The organism is Streptomyces asoensis (assembly GCF_016860545.1).
GTDB lineage: Bacteria > Actinomycetota > Actinomycetes > Streptomycetales > Streptomycetaceae > Streptomyces > Streptomyces asoensis.
Genome location: NZ_BNEB01000002.1, coordinates 384,306 through 399,801, shown reverse-complemented (window position 1 = coordinate 399,801; position 15,496 = coordinate 384,306). Strand labels below are relative to the sequence as shown.

General features: G+C 72.5%; 14 protein-coding genes. 7 read left to right on the top strand and 7 right to left on the bottom strand.

The genetic code is table 11. The features are described from left to right. Positions 1–28 precede the first annotated feature (28 nt). Both Saso_RS04930 and Saso_RS04925 read right to left on the bottom strand, forming a co-directional pair. A complete protein-coding gene (locus Saso_RS04930; RefSeq protein ID WP_189927551.1) occupies positions 29–652 on the bottom strand; it encodes a cytochrome b/b6 domain-containing protein in 624 nt (207 codons plus the stop codon). Next, a complete protein-coding gene (locus Saso_RS04925; RefSeq protein ID WP_189927552.1) occupies positions 636–1,343 on the bottom strand; it encodes a molybdopterin-dependent oxidoreductase in 708 nt (235 codons plus the stop codon). The genes Saso_RS04930 and Saso_RS04925 overlap by 17 nt, the downstream gene beginning before the upstream one ends. Positions 1,344–1,863: 520 nt before the next feature. On the opposite strand from Saso_RS04925, the gene Saso_RS04920 reads away from it, so the two are divergent. The 4 genes from Saso_RS04920 to Saso_RS04905 all read left to right on the top strand — a co-directional run bounded on the left by Saso_RS04920 (position 1,864) and on the right by Saso_RS04905 (position 4,176). Beyond that, positions 1,864–2,757 (top strand): DMT family transporter, encoded by an 894-nt coding sequence (locus tag Saso_RS04920; protein WP_189927553.1) that lies wholly within the window; start codon positions 1,864–1,866, stop codon positions 2,755–2,757. Between the two features lie 68 nt (positions 2,758–2,825). Beyond that, the gene (locus Saso_RS04915; protein ID WP_189927554.1) at positions 2,826–3,341 is read left to right on the top strand and encodes an NUDIX hydrolase; all 516 of its coding nucleotides are present in this window, start codon (positions 2,826–2,828) and stop codon (positions 3,339–3,341) included. 122 nt (positions 3,342–3,463) lie between these two features. Continuing rightward, positions 3,464–3,856, top strand: coding sequence for a YidH family protein (locus Saso_RS04910; protein ID WP_189927555.1), 393 nt, complete (start codon positions 3,464–3,466; stop codon positions 3,854–3,856). Further along, positions 3,853–4,176, top strand: coding sequence for a DUF202 domain-containing protein (locus Saso_RS04905; RefSeq protein WP_189927556.1), 324 nt, complete (start codon positions 3,853–3,855; stop codon positions 4,174–4,176). The genes Saso_RS04910 and Saso_RS04905 overlap by 4 nt, the downstream gene beginning before the upstream one ends. Positions 4,177–4,232: 56 nt before the next feature. Here Saso_RS04905 and Saso_RS04900 read toward each other — a convergent pair whose 3' ends face one another. Then, positions 4,233–5,192 carry an NADP-dependent oxidoreductase gene (locus Saso_RS04900; RefSeq protein ID WP_189927557.1) on the bottom strand — a complete coding sequence of 320 codons (960 nt, stop codon included), beginning with the start codon at positions 5,190–5,192 and terminating at the stop codon, positions 4,233–4,235. Positions 5,193–5,583: 391 nt separating this feature from the next. Here Saso_RS04900 and Saso_RS04895 point away from each other — a divergent pair, with 391 nt between their 5' ends. After that, positions 5,584–6,615, top strand: a complete 1,032-nt coding sequence (locus Saso_RS04895; RefSeq protein ID WP_189927558.1) for a phosphotransferase family protein — start codon at positions 5,584–5,586, stop codon at positions 6,613–6,615. A gap of 5 nt (positions 6,616–6,620) precedes the next feature. Next, a complete protein-coding gene (locus Saso_RS04890) occupies positions 6,621–7,835 on the top strand; it encodes an acyl-CoA dehydrogenase family protein (RefSeq protein ID WP_189927559.1) in 1,215 nt (404 codons plus the stop codon). Positions 7,836–7,910: 75 nt separating this feature from the next. On the opposite strand, the gene Saso_RS04885 is transcribed toward Saso_RS04890, so the two are convergent. The 3 genes from Saso_RS04885 to Saso_RS04875 all read right to left on the bottom strand — a co-directional run bounded on the left by Saso_RS04885 (position 7,911) and on the right by Saso_RS04875 (position 11,061). Next, positions 7,911–8,504 carry a TetR/AcrR family transcriptional regulator gene (locus Saso_RS04885; protein WP_189927653.1) on the bottom strand — a complete coding sequence of 198 codons (594 nt, stop codon included), beginning with the start codon at positions 8,502–8,504 and terminating at the stop codon, positions 7,911–7,913. A 116-nt stretch (positions 8,505–8,620) separates the two neighbouring features. Further along, positions 8,621–10,300 carry a class I adenylate-forming enzyme family protein gene (locus Saso_RS04880; RefSeq protein WP_189927560.1) on the bottom strand — a complete coding sequence of 560 codons (1,680 nt, stop codon included), beginning with the start codon at positions 10,298–10,300 and terminating at the stop codon, positions 8,621–8,623. Further along, entirely contained in the window at positions 10,297–11,061 is a 765-nt protein-coding gene (locus Saso_RS04875) for an SDR family oxidoreductase (RefSeq protein ID WP_189927561.1), read from the bottom strand. Before Saso_RS04875 ends, Saso_RS04880 begins: the two co-directional genes overlap by 4 nt. 220 nt (positions 11,062–11,281) lie before the next feature. Here Saso_RS04875 and Saso_RS04870 point away from each other — a divergent pair, with 220 nt between their 5' ends. Continuing rightward, positions 11,282–12,586, top strand: coding sequence for a serine-threonine protein kinase (locus Saso_RS04870; RefSeq protein WP_189927562.1), 1,305 nt, complete (start codon positions 11,282–11,284; stop codon positions 12,584–12,586). A gap of 22 nt (positions 12,587–12,608) precedes the next feature. On the opposite strand, the gene Saso_RS04865 is transcribed toward Saso_RS04870, so the two are convergent. Next, the gene (locus tag Saso_RS04865; protein ID WP_189927563.1) at positions 12,609–15,395 is read right to left on the bottom strand and encodes a penicillin acylase family protein; all 2,787 of its coding nucleotides are present in this window, start codon (positions 15,393–15,395) and stop codon (positions 12,609–12,611) included. Positions 15,396–15,496 lie beyond the last annotated feature (101 nt).

Below are 15,496 nucleotides of genomic sequence, written 5' to 3'. Positions count from 1 at the left end.
GGAGCGGGTCGGTGGGGGCGGGTGGGTGCTACGGGTGCCAGAGGTGGTGTTCCCGGTCGGCCCACTCCCGGCTCACCGAGCCGGTCCGCATCCCTCTGCGGGCCTCCGGGTCGCCCAGGGCCATGCCGATGTGACCGGCCAGGACGACGCCGATCGTCAGGGCGAGCCAGTCGTGGACGAAGGTCGCGCTGGTCCGCCACATGATCGGGGTCAGATGGGTGAACCACATGAGCAGACCCGTACCGACCATCACCAGGGTCGCCCCGGCGATCCACGCCGCGTAGATCTTCTGACCGGCGTTGAACTTGGCCGCCGGACGCGACTCCCGGCGCTTGTCCCGGCGCAGCGCGGCCCGCAGCCAGCGCCGGTCGTGCGGGCCGAAGCGGTTGAGGTGCCCGAGGTCGGCGCGGAACGCGCGCGAGACGAGGCCCGCCAGGACCGGCACGGGAAGGGCCAGGCCCGCCCACTCGTGGACCCGGACCACCAGTTCGCGGCGGCCGACGAGCTGGGCGAACTCCGGGATGTACAGGAAGGCCGCCGTCACCACGCACACGCCCATCAGGACGGCCGTGGTGCGGTGCACCCAGCGTGCGGCGCGGGTGAAGCGCGGGATGTCGGTGGTCGCCTGCGGCGCCTCAGCTCGTAGGCTCATCGTCCCGTCCGTTCGAACGGCCGACCCAGGCGTCGACGTCGTAGCCGCGGTCCTCCCAGTAGCCGCGCCGCACCTTCTCGGTGACCGTGATGCCGGAGAGCCACTTGGCGGACTTGTAGAAGTACATGGGCGCCACATAGAGGCGGACCGGCCCGCCGTGGTCGTGGCCGAGGTCCTTGTCCTGCATGCGCAGCGCGACCAGGACGTCCGCGCGGCGGGCCTGTTCGAGGGTGAGGCTCTCGGTGTAGGCGCCGTCGAAGCAGGTGAAGCGGACGGCTCCGGCGTCGGCGCGTACCCCGGCCGCGTCGAGCAGGGCGGACAGCCGGACGCCCTCGAAGGGGGTGCCGGGCACCCGCCAGCCGGTGACGCACTGGACGTCCTTGACCAGCCGGGTCTGCGGCAGGGCCCTGAGGTCGGCCAGCGTGTAGGTGCCGGGGCGGTCGACCAGGCCGTCCACGGTGAGCCGGTAGTCGGTGGCGTTCTTGTGCGGGACCGACGACGTCACCGAGTAGTAGCGGAAGCCGCCGCCGTTGGGGAGGAGACCGGTGAGGCCGGTGGGGTCCTTGTCGGCGGCACTGCCGAGGAAGGCCTCCACACCGCGCTGGAGCGGTGGCGCCGCCACGACGCCCAGGGCGCCGAGGGCGAGCGTGCCGAGGAAGACCCGCCGGCCGACGGGAGCACCGCGTGCCACGGACCTCGCGGACTCCTCGGACCTCGCGGACTCCGCGGGGTTCGGGCGGGCGGGCCGGGGAGCCCGGGACGGCTCGGGCGGTCCGGGGGGCTCCGGGGGCCGGGTCGGCTCGGACGGTTCGGGGTTCACCCTTCCATTCGAGCACTCGGGGGACCGCCGGGGCCAGGGATCCCGGGCGGCCGTCAGAATTCCGTCATGACTTGCCGCCCGGCTCTTCGCCCGCACGCACCGGGCGGGGTGAGGGAGGGGCGCGGGCCGGGCCGGGCCGGTGTGGCGTACGCCATGGCGCGGCCCGTCCGTTGCGCCCACCATGGCCGTAGGCCGCCCCACTCCCCCGGCTCCGTCCGGGGTGCCGCGGCCGCGTCGGACGCCCGCTCGCGGGTACTCCCGGAAGCAGGGTTCCGGACGGCTCCGGAACGCGTGATCCGGGCACTGCCAGGGGCACGGACGGCGCTGGGACGCTACAGTCGGCCACTACGCATCCCGTCCGTGGTCCGACCGGATGATCGAGGTAGGCAGCGTGTCGGTTCTGGTTCTGGTCCTCGCCGTGAGTGCCGCCTGCTGCCTGGGCTTCGGGTTCGTACTCCAGCAGAACGCGGCCCAGCGGGCGCCCCTCGGTGACTTCCTCTCGCCCCGGCTGCTGCTGGACCTGATGAGGGTTCCGCGCTGGCTGGGCGGCATCGCGCTGATGGTGGCCGGCATGGTCCTGGGCGCGATCGCGCTGAGCCAGGGCGAGATCTCGCTGGTGGAGCCGTTGCTCGCGACGAACCTGCTCTTCGCGCTGGCGCTCTCCCGGCATCAGACGAAACAGCCGCTGGGCCGCCAGGGCTGGGCCGGCCTGGTCCTGCTCGCGGGCGGGGTCAGCACCTTCATCGTGGCGGGCGAGCCGCGCGGTGGCAGCGCGGTCACGGATCCGCTGCGGCACTGGCTGATCATCGGGGTGATGATCGGGGTGGCCCTGCTCCTCACGACGTACGCCAAGCGCTCCCGGCTGAGTTCCGGCCCGGTGCTCCTGTCCCTCGCGGCCGGTCTGCTGTACGGCGTCCAGGACGCGCTGACCCGGGTGAGCGGTCAGCGGTTCGGCGCGGGCGGCCTCGGCGAGCTGCTGGCGGGCTGGCAGCCGTACGCGGTGCTCGCACTCGGCGTGACCGGCCTGGTCCTGGTCCAGAGCGCGTTCGAGACGGCGCCGCTGCGCATGTCGCTGCCCGCGCTGACGGCGGCGCAGCCGCTCGCCGGGATCATCTGCGGGGTCGGCTTCCTCGGCGACCGGCTGCACACCGACACGGGCGCGCTGGCCTGGGAGGCGGCGGGACTGGCGGCGATCGTGGCGGGCATCGTGCTGCTCGGGATGCACCCGGCGATGCCGCGCGGCACGGCGCCGCGGGAGAAGGTCCCGGACCTCCAGTCCCGGTAGCCGGGCCCTGTCGCGGGCGATCCGGCCGAGGCTTCGGCCGGCCGGCGGCGGCCTGCTTGGATGGGCCCATGAGCTCTGCTGACGAAATCCTCGACATCGTCGACGAGAACGACGTGGTCGTCGGACGGTCCCCCCGCGGGCGGGCGTACGCCGAGGGCCTGCGCCACCGCTGTGTCTTCGTCCGGGCCAGGGACGCCGAGGGCCGGACCTTCGTCCACCGCAGGACCGCGGAGAAGCTGGTCTTCCCGTCGCTGTACGACATGTTCGTCGGCGGGGTGGTCGGCGCGGGTGAGGCGTACGACGACGCGGCGCTGCGCGAGGCCGAGGAGGAGCTGGGTGTGAGCGGCCTGCCCCGGCCCGAGTTCCTCTTCAAGTTCCTGTACGACGGCGGCGCCGCCGGGAGCTGGTGGTCGGCCGTCTACGAGGTCCGCTGCGATCTGCCGGTACGGCCGCAGGTGGAGGAGGTCGCCTGGCACGAGTTCCTCCCGGAGGAGGAGATCGAACGGCGGCTGTCCGTCTGGGAGTGGGTGCCGGACGGACTGGCGGCGTACGAGCGGCTCCGGGAGCACCGGACGGCAGGCTGAGCCAGGGGGCCCGGCGGACCCGGGGGGACGGGCTTCGCCGTGCCGGGCTTCAGTGCGCCGGGCGTCGCTGTGCCGGGCTCCCGGACCCGGTCCCGTGACGGGCTGCGGGTAGGGTCCCTCAGGTGATCGAGTTCGTGCGGAACGTCCGGTTGTGGTTCGCTCCCGAGCAGGTCAGGGAGGAGGGCCGCACACCCGACTACCGGTTCTCGCTGGCGAACGAGCGCACGTTCCTGGCCTGGCTGCGCACCGCGCTCGCGCTGATCGGCGGCGGCTTCGCGGTGGACCAGTTCCTGCCGGACCTGCGCTGGGGCTGGCGGGTCGGGCTGGCGCTCGCGCTGCTGGCCGCGGGCGTGCTGTGCTCCCTGCGCGCGGTCAACCACTGGATGCGCTGCGAGCGGGCCATGCGCCGGGGCGAGGACCTGCCGATGTCACGCTTCCCGGCGCTGCTGGGGGTGCTGGTCGCCGTGGTGGCGGTGGCGATGGTCGTCGTGGTGCTGGTGGGGTGGGAGGGATGACCGAGGAGGTTCCTCCCCGCGATCCCGGCCTCCAGCCCGAGCGGACCCGGCTCGCCTGGCGGCGCACCACGCTGGCGAGCACCGTGGCGGCCGTGCTCGCCGTGCGGGCGGCGCTGCACGGCGAGGTGTCCGTGTCCGGGGTCGTCGCCTGTGCGCTGTGCTGTGGCCTGTGGCTGGCGTTCCTGCTGCTCGCGCACCGCAGGATCCACGCCCTGTCCACCACACCGAGCCCGGCGGCCCTCACCCCGCGCCACGCGACGGCGGTGGCCCTGTGCGCGGTCGCGACGGCCGTGTGCGCCACCGCGCTGGTGGTGGTCTAGGGGGGTGTCTGGCCCGGTACCCCGGTGTTCGCCGGCGCGGCCCCGGCCTGCGCGGCTCAGCTCTGGCCGTCCGCCGCGCTCTCGTCCGCCCAGTCCACCGTCACCACGATCTTGCCCCGGGTGCGGCCCTCCTCGTTCAGGCGGTGGGCGTCCGCCGCGCGCTCCAGGGGGAACGTCTCGCACACGTGCACCGAGACCACGCCCTGTTCAGCGAGTTCGGTCAGCCGGGTGAGGTCCTCGGCGTCGGGCCTGACCCAGTAGTAGCGGCCGCCGTAGCCGACGACGTCCCCGTCGGCGATCGACGCCAGTCGCCCTTCCGGTGCCAGCAGGTTGGCGGAGACCCTCAGGGTGTCGCCGCCGACCGTGTCGAAGGCGGCGTCCACACCCTCGGGCGCGAGCCCGCGCACCCGTTCCGCCAGCCCTTCGCCGTAGGTCACCGGCTCACCGCCCAGCGAGCGCACGAAGTCGTGGTTGGCCTCGCTCGCCGTGCCGATCACCCGGGCGCCCAGGTGGCGGGCGAGCTGTACGGCGATGGAGCCGACGCCGCCCGCCGCCGCGTGGACGAGCACGGTCTCGCCCCGTCTGACCTGGAGGGCCTTGGTCAGCACCTGGTAGGCGGTGAGCCCGACCAGCGGCAGGCCCGCCGCCTCCTCCCAGGTGAGGTTGCGCGGCTTGCGGGCGAGGGTGCGCACCGGGGCGCCGACGTACTCGGCGAAGGTGCCACGGGAGAGGAAGTCCTCGCGGACGTAGCCGATGACCTCGTCGCCGACGGCGTACTCCGTGACGGACACCCCGAGCTGGACGACCACGCCGGAGACGTCCCACCCGGGGATCACCGGGAAGACGGCGTCGATCATCGGGTCCAGATAACCCTCGCGGGCCTTCCAGTCGACGGGGTTCACGGCCGCCGCGCGGACCTTCACCAGCACCGAGTCGGGGCCGATCTTGGGCTCGCGGACGTCCCCGTACTCGAGCGTCCCGGCGCCGCCGTAGCGGGAGTAGCTGATCGCCTTCATGGGTCCGACCCTCCGGGGTCCCCGAACGCCACGCAAGCGGAATGAGCCGATATGCGCAGTCCGCGTGACAGCCTGGCCGACGTCATCACGCCCCGCTTCGAAGGTGAGCACCCCCCCCATGACCGCCCTCCAGGCCGAGCACGACGGCCACTGGGACGACCACTGACCCTCACGCCGACCGCCGCACCGCTCACGTACGGCTCGCGCGACTCCCGCACGGTCCCGCACACGATGTCCGCACCGCTTCCGCACGGCTCCCCGGTCGCTCCGCCGGGGGGCCGTCGCCCTATCGTGGCCCCGATCACTTTGGGCAGGACCACTGGACGGCATACCGACCGGTCGGCATCATGGTGCACGTGCCGATTCCCCGTCCCGTCCACAGGAGCGACGCATGAGCCCCGACCATCCGCCAGGCCTCGACCTCGACCGGCTGCGCGACCTGCTGGAGCGTGAGCGCCCCGGTCTGGTCGCCGGTCCGCTGACCGGCCGGCTCATCGAGGGCGGGCGGTCGAACCTCACGTACGCGGTCTCCGACGGCACGGCCAGGTGGGTGGTGCGGCGGCCGCCGCTCGGGCACGTGCTGGCCACCGCGCACGACATGAGGCGCGAGCACCGGGTGATCAGCGCCCTGCACCCGACGAGCGTGCCCGTGCCGCGTCCGGTGCTGCTGTGCGAGGACCCCGAGAACGGGGCGGCGCCCGGGGCGCCGTTCTACGTCATGGAGTTCGTCGAGGGCACGCCCTACCGCACGGCCCACGAACTCGCCCCGCTCGGCGAGCAGCGCACCCGGGACGCCGTGCTGTCGCTGGCGGACACGCTGGTGGAGCTGCACGCGGTGGACCCCGCCGCGGTGGGGCTGGCCGACTTCGGCCGCCCCGAGGGTTTCCTGGACCGGCAGCTGCGCCGCTGGGGCAAGCAGCTGGACGCCTCCCGCAGCCGCGACCTGCCCGGGATCGACGAGCTGCACGCGGCGCTCGGCCGCGGGCTGCCCGACTCCCCCGCGCCGGCGGTCGTGCACGGCGACTACCGGCTCGACAACGTGCTGATCGGGCCCGACGACACCATCCGGGCCATCCTCGACTGGGAGATGTCGACGCTCGGCGACCCGCTGACCGACCTCGGGCTGCTGGTGATGTACAGCGTGCCGCTGGAACTCCCGGACTCGCCCATCTCCACGACGGCCTCGGCGCCGGGGCACCCGTCGCCGGCCGAGCTGATCGAGCGGTACGCGACCCGTTCGGGACGGGACGTCTCGGCGGTGTCCTGGTACACGGCGTTCGCCTGGTTCAAGCTCGCCGTGATCCTGGAGGGCATCCACTACCGCTACACGCTGGGCCAGACGGTCGGGCGCGGCTTCGACCGCATCGGGGAGCTCGTCCCCGTCTTCATCGAGCACGGACTGACCACTCTTCAGGAAGGCTGACCGGCATGGACTTCGCGTTCGACGCACGTACCGAGGAGCTCCGCGCCAGGCTGCTCGCCTTCATGGACGAGTACGTCTACCCGGCCGAGCCCGTCGCCGAGGAGCAGCGCGCGCTGCTCGCCTCGCCGTGGGACACCCCGGCCGTGGTGGAGGAGCTGAAGGCCGAGGCGCGCAGGCAGGGCCTGTGGAACCTGTTCCTTCCCGACGCCGAGCACGGCGCCGGTCTCACGAACCTCCAGTACGCGCCGCTGGCCGAGATCACCGGCCGCTCCCCGCAGCTGGCGCCGACGGCCCTGAACTGTGCCGCCCCCGACACCGGGAACATGGAGGTGCTCGCCCAGTTCGGCGACGAGGGGCAACAGAAGCAGTGGCTGGAGCCGCTGCTGGCGGGCGAGATCCGCTCGGCGTTCGCGATGACCGAGCCCGAGGTGGCCTCCTCCGACGCCACCAACATCACCACCCTGATCCGGCGTGAGGGCGACGAGTACGTCGTCACCGGCCGCAAGTGGTACATCTCCGGGGCGATGAACCCGGACTGCAAGATCTTCATCGTGATGGGCAAGACGGACCCGGACGGCGCCGACATCCGCCGTCAGCAGTCCATGGTGCTGGTGCCGCGCGACACCCCGGGGGTCACGGTCGAGCGGGCCATGAAGGTGTTCGGCTACGAGGACCACTCCCACGGCGGTCACGCCGAGGTGGTCTTCGACGGGGCGCGGGTGCCGGTCGCGAACCTGATCGGCGAGGAGGGCGGCGGTTTCGCCATCGCGCAGGCCAGGCTCGGCCCGGGCCGCATCCACCACTGCATGCGGCTGATCGGCATGGCGGAGCGGGCGATCGAGCTGATGTGCCGCCGCGCCGTCTCCCGTGACGCCTTCGGCAAGGCGCTGGCGCAGCAGGGCGTGGTCCACAACTGGATCGCGGACGCGCGCGTGACGGTCGAGCAGCTGCGGCTGCTGGTGCTGAAGACGGCCTGGATGATGGACACCGTCGGCAACCGGGGCGCGCACACGGAGATCCAGGCCATCAAGATCGCGACGCCCCGCGCGGTCGTCGACATCATCGACCGGGCGATCCAGCTGCACGGCGCGGGCGGTGTCAGCCAGGACTTCCCGCTCGCCGAGCTGTACGCGGGGGCCCGCACGCTGATGATCGCCGACGGCCCCGACGAGGTGCACCAGCGGTCGCTGGCGCGCCGGGAGCTGAAGAAGTACCTGTAGGGCACAAGACACGCGGGTGGGGGCGGTCGCCGTGGCGGCCGCCCCCACCCGCGTGCCGGTCCGGGACCGGGCGGGTCAGGGCCGCAGGGCCCGCAGCAGCAGGTCGGCGAGGTGGTCGGCGACCTCCTTGGGGCCCATCGACCCGTCCGGCCGGTACCAGGTCGACAGATGGTGCACGGATCCGAAGTGGTAGTCGACGACCAGGTCGGCCGGGGTCGCCGTGGAGAAGACACCGGCCTGCTGGCCCTCCTCGACGAGGGCGCGGAAGCGTTCGTGGTAGCGCCGGCGCTCGGCCCGCACCTGCTTGTTCTTCTCCGGGCTCAGATGGTGCATGGAGCGGAAGAAGATCGACGCGTCGTCGAGGTTCTCGATCGTCGTGACGACGACGTCCGCCGCGGCGCCCCGCAGCCGCTTCTCGATCGGCTCGTCGGCGTTGGCGAAGGCGTCGAGACGCTCCTGCTGCACGCGCAGCACGCGCGCGTACACCTCGTGCAGGAGGTCGTCCTTGGAGCCGAAGTAGTGGTACAGCGCCCCCTTGGTGACGCCGGCCGCCTCGACGATCTCCTGCACCGACGTGCGGTCGTAGCCCTGCTCGGCGAAGAGCCGGGTGGCGGCGGCCAGCAGCCGCTGCGGCACGGGTGTCCCGTCACCGTCCGTCGTCCTGGGCACTGCCGCCACCTGCCTTCCTCGATCCTCGCCGACGAGCCCGGTCGGCTGTCGTGCTGCTGTGCTGCTGCTGTCGTGGCGCCGGTCCGCCGGTGACCCGGCGACCGCGCCACCGGCTGTCAGGGCTGACGGCCGTCCCGCGGGCGGGAACGCAGCTCCCGCCTGAGGATCTTCCCACTCGCCGTCTTGGGCAGGTCGGGCAGGATCTCCACCTGGCGCGGATACTTGTAGGCCGCCAGCCGCTCCTTGCAGTAGGCCGCGAGCGTATCGGCATCCGCGTCGGCGCCGGGACGCAGGCTGATATAGGCCTTGACGGTCTCCCCTCGGTAGCCGTCCGGCACCCCCACGACGGCCGCCTCGCGGACCGCCGGATGGGTGTAGAGCACGTCCTCGACCTCGCGCGGCCACACCTTGAACCCGGACGCGTTGATCATGTCCTTCTTGCGGTCGACGACGTACAGCCAGCCCTGCTCGTCCATGAAACCGATGTCCCCGGTGCGCAGTTCGCCGTCCGGGAAGGTCTCGGCGGTGGCCTCGGGGCGCCGCCAGTAGCCGGGGACCACCTGCGGCCCCCGTACGACGATCTCGCCCTGCTCCCCGAAGGGGACCTCGGCCCCCTGGTCGTCGACGATGCGCACGACCGTGTCGGGGCCGGGCACGCCGACGGCGAGGGTCCCGGAGGCCGGGTCGACCGGCGCCTCGAGCTGGGGCGGCACGGACGCGCAGGGCGCCGTGCACTCGGTGAGCCCGTAGCCGTTGCGGATGTACGGCCCGAAGCCCGCCCGGAACTTCTCCACCAGGGCCGGCGGCACGGGCGCGCCGCCCGAGGAGATGTTCACGAAGGACGCGAAGTGGTCCCGGGTGACGCCGGGGTGGGCGGCGAGCGCCATGAAGGCGGTGGAGGGGCCGACCGTGTAGTGCGGCCGGTGCTCGGCGAACGCCTCCAGCACCACACCCGCCTCGAAGCGGTACGTCAGCACGAGCGTGCCCGCGCTGTTCAGACAGGCGCCGAGCTGGCAGACCATGCCGGTGATGTGGAACAGCGGGGCGAGCGCGTAGTAGACGGGCGCCTCGGGAAGCCGCAGCCCGGTGCGTTGCCGCTCGGCGTTGTACATGATGTTGCCGTGCGTGTTGGTGGCGCCCTTGGGGGCGCCGCTGGTGCCCGAGGTGTAACTGATCAGGGCGGTGTCGGCGGGGGCGGGGGCGGGGACCTGCGGCGCCTTGTGTCCGGCCCGGGCGACGGCGGTGAGGTCGTCGGTGTCGGAGGGCCGCGGGAGCCGCTCGAAGGCCAGCACCCTCTCGTCGCCCCGCGTCTGGAAGTCCCGTTCGCAGCCGGTGAGCACGATCCGCACGGTCGAGCCGTCCGCCGTCTGCCGCAGGTACGACTCCCAGGCCCGGTCGGAGCAGATCAGCGCGGCGACCTCGCCGTCCCGCAGGACGTGGGAGACCTCCGCCGACTTGTACATGGGATTGACGGGGACGACCGTGGCGCCCGCCTTCCAGGCGCCCAGCAGGGCGAGGACGAACTGCGGGGAGTTCTGGAGGAGGACGGCGACCCGGTCGCCGGGTTCCAGGCCGCGGGCGGCGAGGTGACCGGCCACGGAGTCGCTGAGCTCGTCCACCTCGCGGTAGGTGAGCCGTCCGTCGAAGTAGGCGAGGCAGGTCCGGTCGGGGGCCTCGGCGACGGACCTGCGGAAGGCGTCGACGAGGGAGTCGGCGGGGTCGACCGGGGCGCGCTGGGACTCGTCGAGGAGGGCCACCCAGGGCCTGGCCGCGTAGTGCGAGGCGGGCGTGGTCATCCGGCGGCCTCCCACTTGCGCTGGAGGTGGTTCATGTTCGACAGCCAGCGGTCGGGGTCACCGGCCCGCAGCCGGTAGTAGTCGGCGACCTCGGGGTGCGGCAGGATCAGGAAGCGGTCCTCCGCGATGCCTTTGAACAGGGCGTCCGCCACGTCCTGCGGCTCGATCGCGGTCGGCTTGAGCACCAGGTCGCCCGCGCTGCCGGTGGCGTCCAGCATGTCGGTGCGCACGCCCTGGGGGCAGATGGCGTGCACCTTGACGCCCCGGTGGCGGTAGGTCAGCGACAGCCATTCCGCGAAGGCGTACGCGCCGTGCTTGGTGACGCTGTAGGGCGCGGCTCCGATCATCGTGAGCAGCCCGGCGGCGGAGACCGTGGAGACGAACCGGCCCTGTCCGCGCTCCAGCCAGTGCGGGAGCAGCGCGTGGGCCGCGCGGACGTGCGCCATGACGTTGACGTCCCAGGCGAGGGCCCAGACGGACTCCTCGGCCGACTCCGAGCCGCCCGAGGCGACGCCGGCGTTGGCGCAGTACACGTCGACGCTGCCGCCGAGCGCCTCGCGGGCGTCCTCGACGATCGTGGAGGCGTCGCCGGGGACCGCGATCCCGCCGATCTCCTCGGCGACGGCGCGCGCCCGGTCGGCGTCCAGGTCGTTGACGACGACCCGGGCTCCCTCGGCGGCGAAGCGGCGGGCCAGGGCGGCCCCGATACCGCCCCCCGCTCCGGTCACGACCACTGCGGCATCCTGCACGGCTTCCACCATCGGTCTCCTTCGACGCGACTGCGGTTCGAATCGGCTCTCCCGTCAGACTAACCAGTCGGTATGTAGCGGCGGAAGGGGTTACCCCGGGATCGCGTCCGGCTCCCCGGGCACCTCCGGGACGACGTCTTGTACGGATGAGCCGTGACGTATGGCCACATGCCCGCGTTCGCAGGACGATGCCCGTACTCGGCGCATCCCTGCGGGGACGAGGGGGCCTGTGATGGCGGATCCGGCGATGAGCGTGACGCCCTACTGGGAGCTGACCTTCGACGCCGACGGGGACGTCGACGTACCGGGGCGGGACCGGCTGCTGACCGGGGTGGCGCGGCAGGGCGTGCGCGACCTGATCCTCTTTTCGCACGGCTGGAACAGCGACCGCTCCGGCGCCACCCGGCTCTACAGCCGCTTCTTCGCACCCGTCCCGGCGCTCGCCCCGGCGGCGCGGATCGGTTACGTGGGCGTGGTGTGGCCGTCGATGCGGTTCTGCGACGAGCCGATCCCCGACTTCCCGCACTCCGCGGCGGCCGCCGCCGGCCGGCGCCCGGCCCTGGACACGGACACCCGTCACGCGCTGCTCGGGACGTTCCCGGGCCGGGCCGCCGTGGTCGAAGGCCTCGCGCGGCTGCTGGAGGAGCAGCCCTCCGGGGACGCCGGGATCGAGGAGTTCGGGCGGCTGGTGCGGCTGCTGGTGGAGGTGGCTCCGACGGGACCGCAGGCGCTGTTCGGCGCGGACACCCTGGTGGACGGGGTCGCACCGGACGGCCCCGGGATGTTCTCCTGCCCGGCGGCGGTGGCGTGCGAGGCGTTCGCGGGGGCCCTGGCGGACCTCGGATCCGGCCCTGCCCGTGAGGAGTTCGCGCTGCCGAACCCGTGGGACGGGGCGCACGAGCTGCTGCGGCAGGCGACGTACTACGCGATGAAACGGCGGGCCGGGACGGTCGGCGAGCGGGGACTGGGCCCCTTCGTGGGACGGCTGGCGGCGCGGGCGCCGGGCGTGCGGGTGCACCTGGTGGGGCACAGCTTCGGCGGACGGCTGGTGTCGTTCGCGCTGCGGGGGCTGCCGCAGGGGGTGCGCACGGTGAAGTCGGTGACGCTGCTCCAGGGGGCCTTCTCGCACTACGCGTTCGCCGAACGGCTGCCGCACGACGCGCGGGCGGGCGGTGTGCTCCAGGGGCAGCAGAACCGTATCGACGGCCCCCTGGTCTGCTGCTACTCGCGGTTCGACCAGGCGCTGGGCACCATGTATCCGCTGGCCTCGCGGATGGCGGGGGACGCCCGGGGGCTCGTCGGGGAGATGCTGGGCGCCAGGTGGGGCGCTCTGGGACACGACGGCGCGCAGGCCGTGCCCGGGACGCACGCGTGCGTGCTGGCCGACGCGCTGTCCGGGCCGCTGCCGCGGTCGGGATGCGTGAACGTCGACGCGGCGGCGGTGGTCCGGCGCGGCGGGGCGCCGGCCGGGGCGCACAGTGACATCGTGCACCCCGAGCTGGCGCGGCTGGTGCTGGCGGCGGGCCGGATCGGCTAGGACCGCCCCGCCGCCGCGTGTGCTAGCGGTGCGAGGTGAACTCCACCACCTGCTGGAAGGTGGGCCGGTTCTGCCAGCTGATGTTGCCGTGCTTGATGCCGCCCAGGGTGCGCTGGACGATCGAGTCGGCGCACCACTGGTTGCCCGCCGCGCACAGGGTGTCGCCCGGGTAGACCTGGGCGGCCGTCTTGCCCGCGGCTTCCTTGAGGGTGCTGATGAGGACGTCCCGGCAGCCGGTGAGGGTGCCGCCGCCGCAGTACTTCTGCGTCAGCCCGCCCTGGACCGTCTCGCCCAGCACGGCCCGGATGTCCTTGTCGACATAGCTCCACCAGCCGTACTGGAAGGAGCTGCCGGCGTGCGCACCGGTCGGGCCGTGCGCGGCCGACGGGGTCTCGTCGATGGGCAGGTTCGCGGTGAACGCCGTGTACAGGCCGGTGCCGAGGCCCGGCTCGAACTCGGCCTTCACCAGCAGCGGCCACCACGCGTCGAGGATGCGGACCGCGTCGGCGTTGGCGTACGTCTTCGAACCGGCCGTCGTCTCCGTCCGCTTGCCGCCCGCCGTCAGCCAGGCCTGGAGCTTGGTCACCGCGGCCGCGGCCGTGGAGTCGGTGACCGTGGAGCTGTTGACCACCTTCAGCAGGTCGGGCAGGACGTCCTCGGCCCGCAGGTCCGCGAGCGCCGCGTCCGCCATCGCCTTGGTCAGGGACGCGCGCGTGACGCCGCCTGCCGCGACGAGTTTCTTCACCCGGTCCTCGAGCAGGTTGCCGCGGTGCACGGACCCGTCGCCCCACGAGGCCGTCGAGTAGTTCAGGGCCTGCTTGTTGTTCCAGGAGATGTAGTAGTCCTGGTCGATGGAGTTGGGGTGCGCCGAGGCCGGGGTGTACTCGGCCGTGTTGGTGGCCGGCACCCAGTTCTTCCACTCGTACGCCGCCTGCGCCCACACCGGGAACTCTGCGTCGACACCGCTCGCCCGCACCGGGTTGTCGCCGCTGTTGTAGTACGCGGTGTGCGTGGAGTCGGCGTAGAACCAGTTGAAGGTGTAGTTGATGTGCTGCACGGCGCTCTGGAAGGTCTGCGGACTCTTGACGTAGTCCGGGTCGTTCAGCATCTGGAAGCCGATGATGGAGTCGGCCTCGTGCATGAAGGACGAGCGCAGCGTCGTGTAGGCGACCTTCTTGCCGCCCACGGTCGCCCGGTACTCCACCGGACCGTACTTGGTCCGGTACACGCGCATGGTGTACGAGCCGGCCGCCGTGCCGTCGGCGGTGGTGGGCTTCCAGGCGTTCTTCTGCTCCACCACGTCCATGGCCGTGCAGGTGCCGTGGAACAGGTAGTGGTAGTCGTCCTGGCACAGTTCGACGGCGTAGCTGTCGATGATGTCCTGGCCGGAGGTCGTGGCGCTCCACGCGTAGTCCTGGCCGCGGCCGAGTTCGACGTACATGCTCAGGCCCGCGAAGGAGGCGCCGCGGGCGCTGATGCCCGGGCCCTGGATCTCCTGGAGCATGAGCAGTTGCGGGGCGAAGTAGCCGGTCTGCGGGCCGAACACGGCGATCGGGTGGCCGCTCGCGGTGGCCTGGCCGCTGACGACCAGGGCGTTGGACATGCCGCGCCGCGCCGAACCGAGGGCGGCGGCGGTCGCCGTGGCGGAGGCGGCGGAGGCGTTCTGGTCGCCGCCGGTGCCCGTTGCGTCGTAGACCAGCGGCTGCGTCGTGACCGAGCCGGCGTCGGGCAGCGCCGCGCCCTGCGGGCTCGCGGGCTTGGTGGCGTAAGGGAAGCTCTGGCCGTTGTGGACGGTGAGGACGGCCTCCGGGTCGTTGCGTTCGCGGAACGCCTCCCAGACCTCGGTGCCCTGCTGCACGCCGTACTTCTCCTGGGCGGCGAGCAGCGAGACCGCGTTGTTGACCTCGCCGCCGCCGCCCGAGCCGAAGAGCGCGCCGATGACCGAGGCCAGCGCGACCAGGTCGGTGATCTTGAAGTGGTCGATGGTGCCGGCGTTGGTGACTGAGTCCTTGTGGCCCGTCAGCACGTATTCACCGGGGAAGTAGCGGCCGCTGTCGGAGGCGTCGATGTAGGCGTTGATGCCGGCGAGGTAGGCGTTGGCGTCGGCGAGCGCCTGCTGGCCGCGGGTGCCGTTGGCGGCGACGGCGTTGTCGATCTGGGCCTGGAGGTCTGCCTCGGTGTACGGAGCGTTGCGCCAGAACTGCTGCTCCAGCCCCTGGTTGGAGGGGGCGCCGCCCGCGAAGGCGGTGAGCTGGCCGCGGCCGACGTGCCGGAAGACGTCCATGAGCCACAGCCGGTCCTGGGCCGCGGCGTACCCGGCGCCGAACTCGGTGCCGTACCGGGTGGTGCCGGTGATGTGCGGCACGCCCGTCTTCTTGTCGCGGACGATCGTCACGTCGCTGCGCCCCGCGGGGTTCGAGGTGGAGGCGACTTGATCGGAGGCGACACCGAACGACGCGTCGTTGAAGAAGGTGTTGATGGTGGCGTTGGTGAGCGTGGGGTAGCCCTTGGCCAGGTTGGCGTAGGGCCCGAGCTGGTCCTCGGCGTGGTCGGGCTGGGTGCCGAAGGCCTGGTTGAGGAGGATCTGCGCGAGGGTGGCGTTGCCGTTCTCGCCCGGCGGGAGGATGTCGGAGCACTGGCCGCCGCAGTAGTCGTTCGCGGCCGTGACCTCGGCGGCTGCCGCCACTTGGGTAATGGGGGACAAAAGACCGGCGATCAGGGCGCATACGGAAGCGGTCTTCAGGAACCCGGGGAATCTGCCGGGAGTTCTCAGTCTGTCGAGAGAGTTGCGTGGGGTTCGCCGAGGCATCGGCTGCTCCTAGCGACGGGGGTGGCCGGAAGGTTACCGCCGGTATCCCCGGGATTGAAGATGAACATGCGTCAAGTTTTCGGCAGGTGGAGGTCATCGGA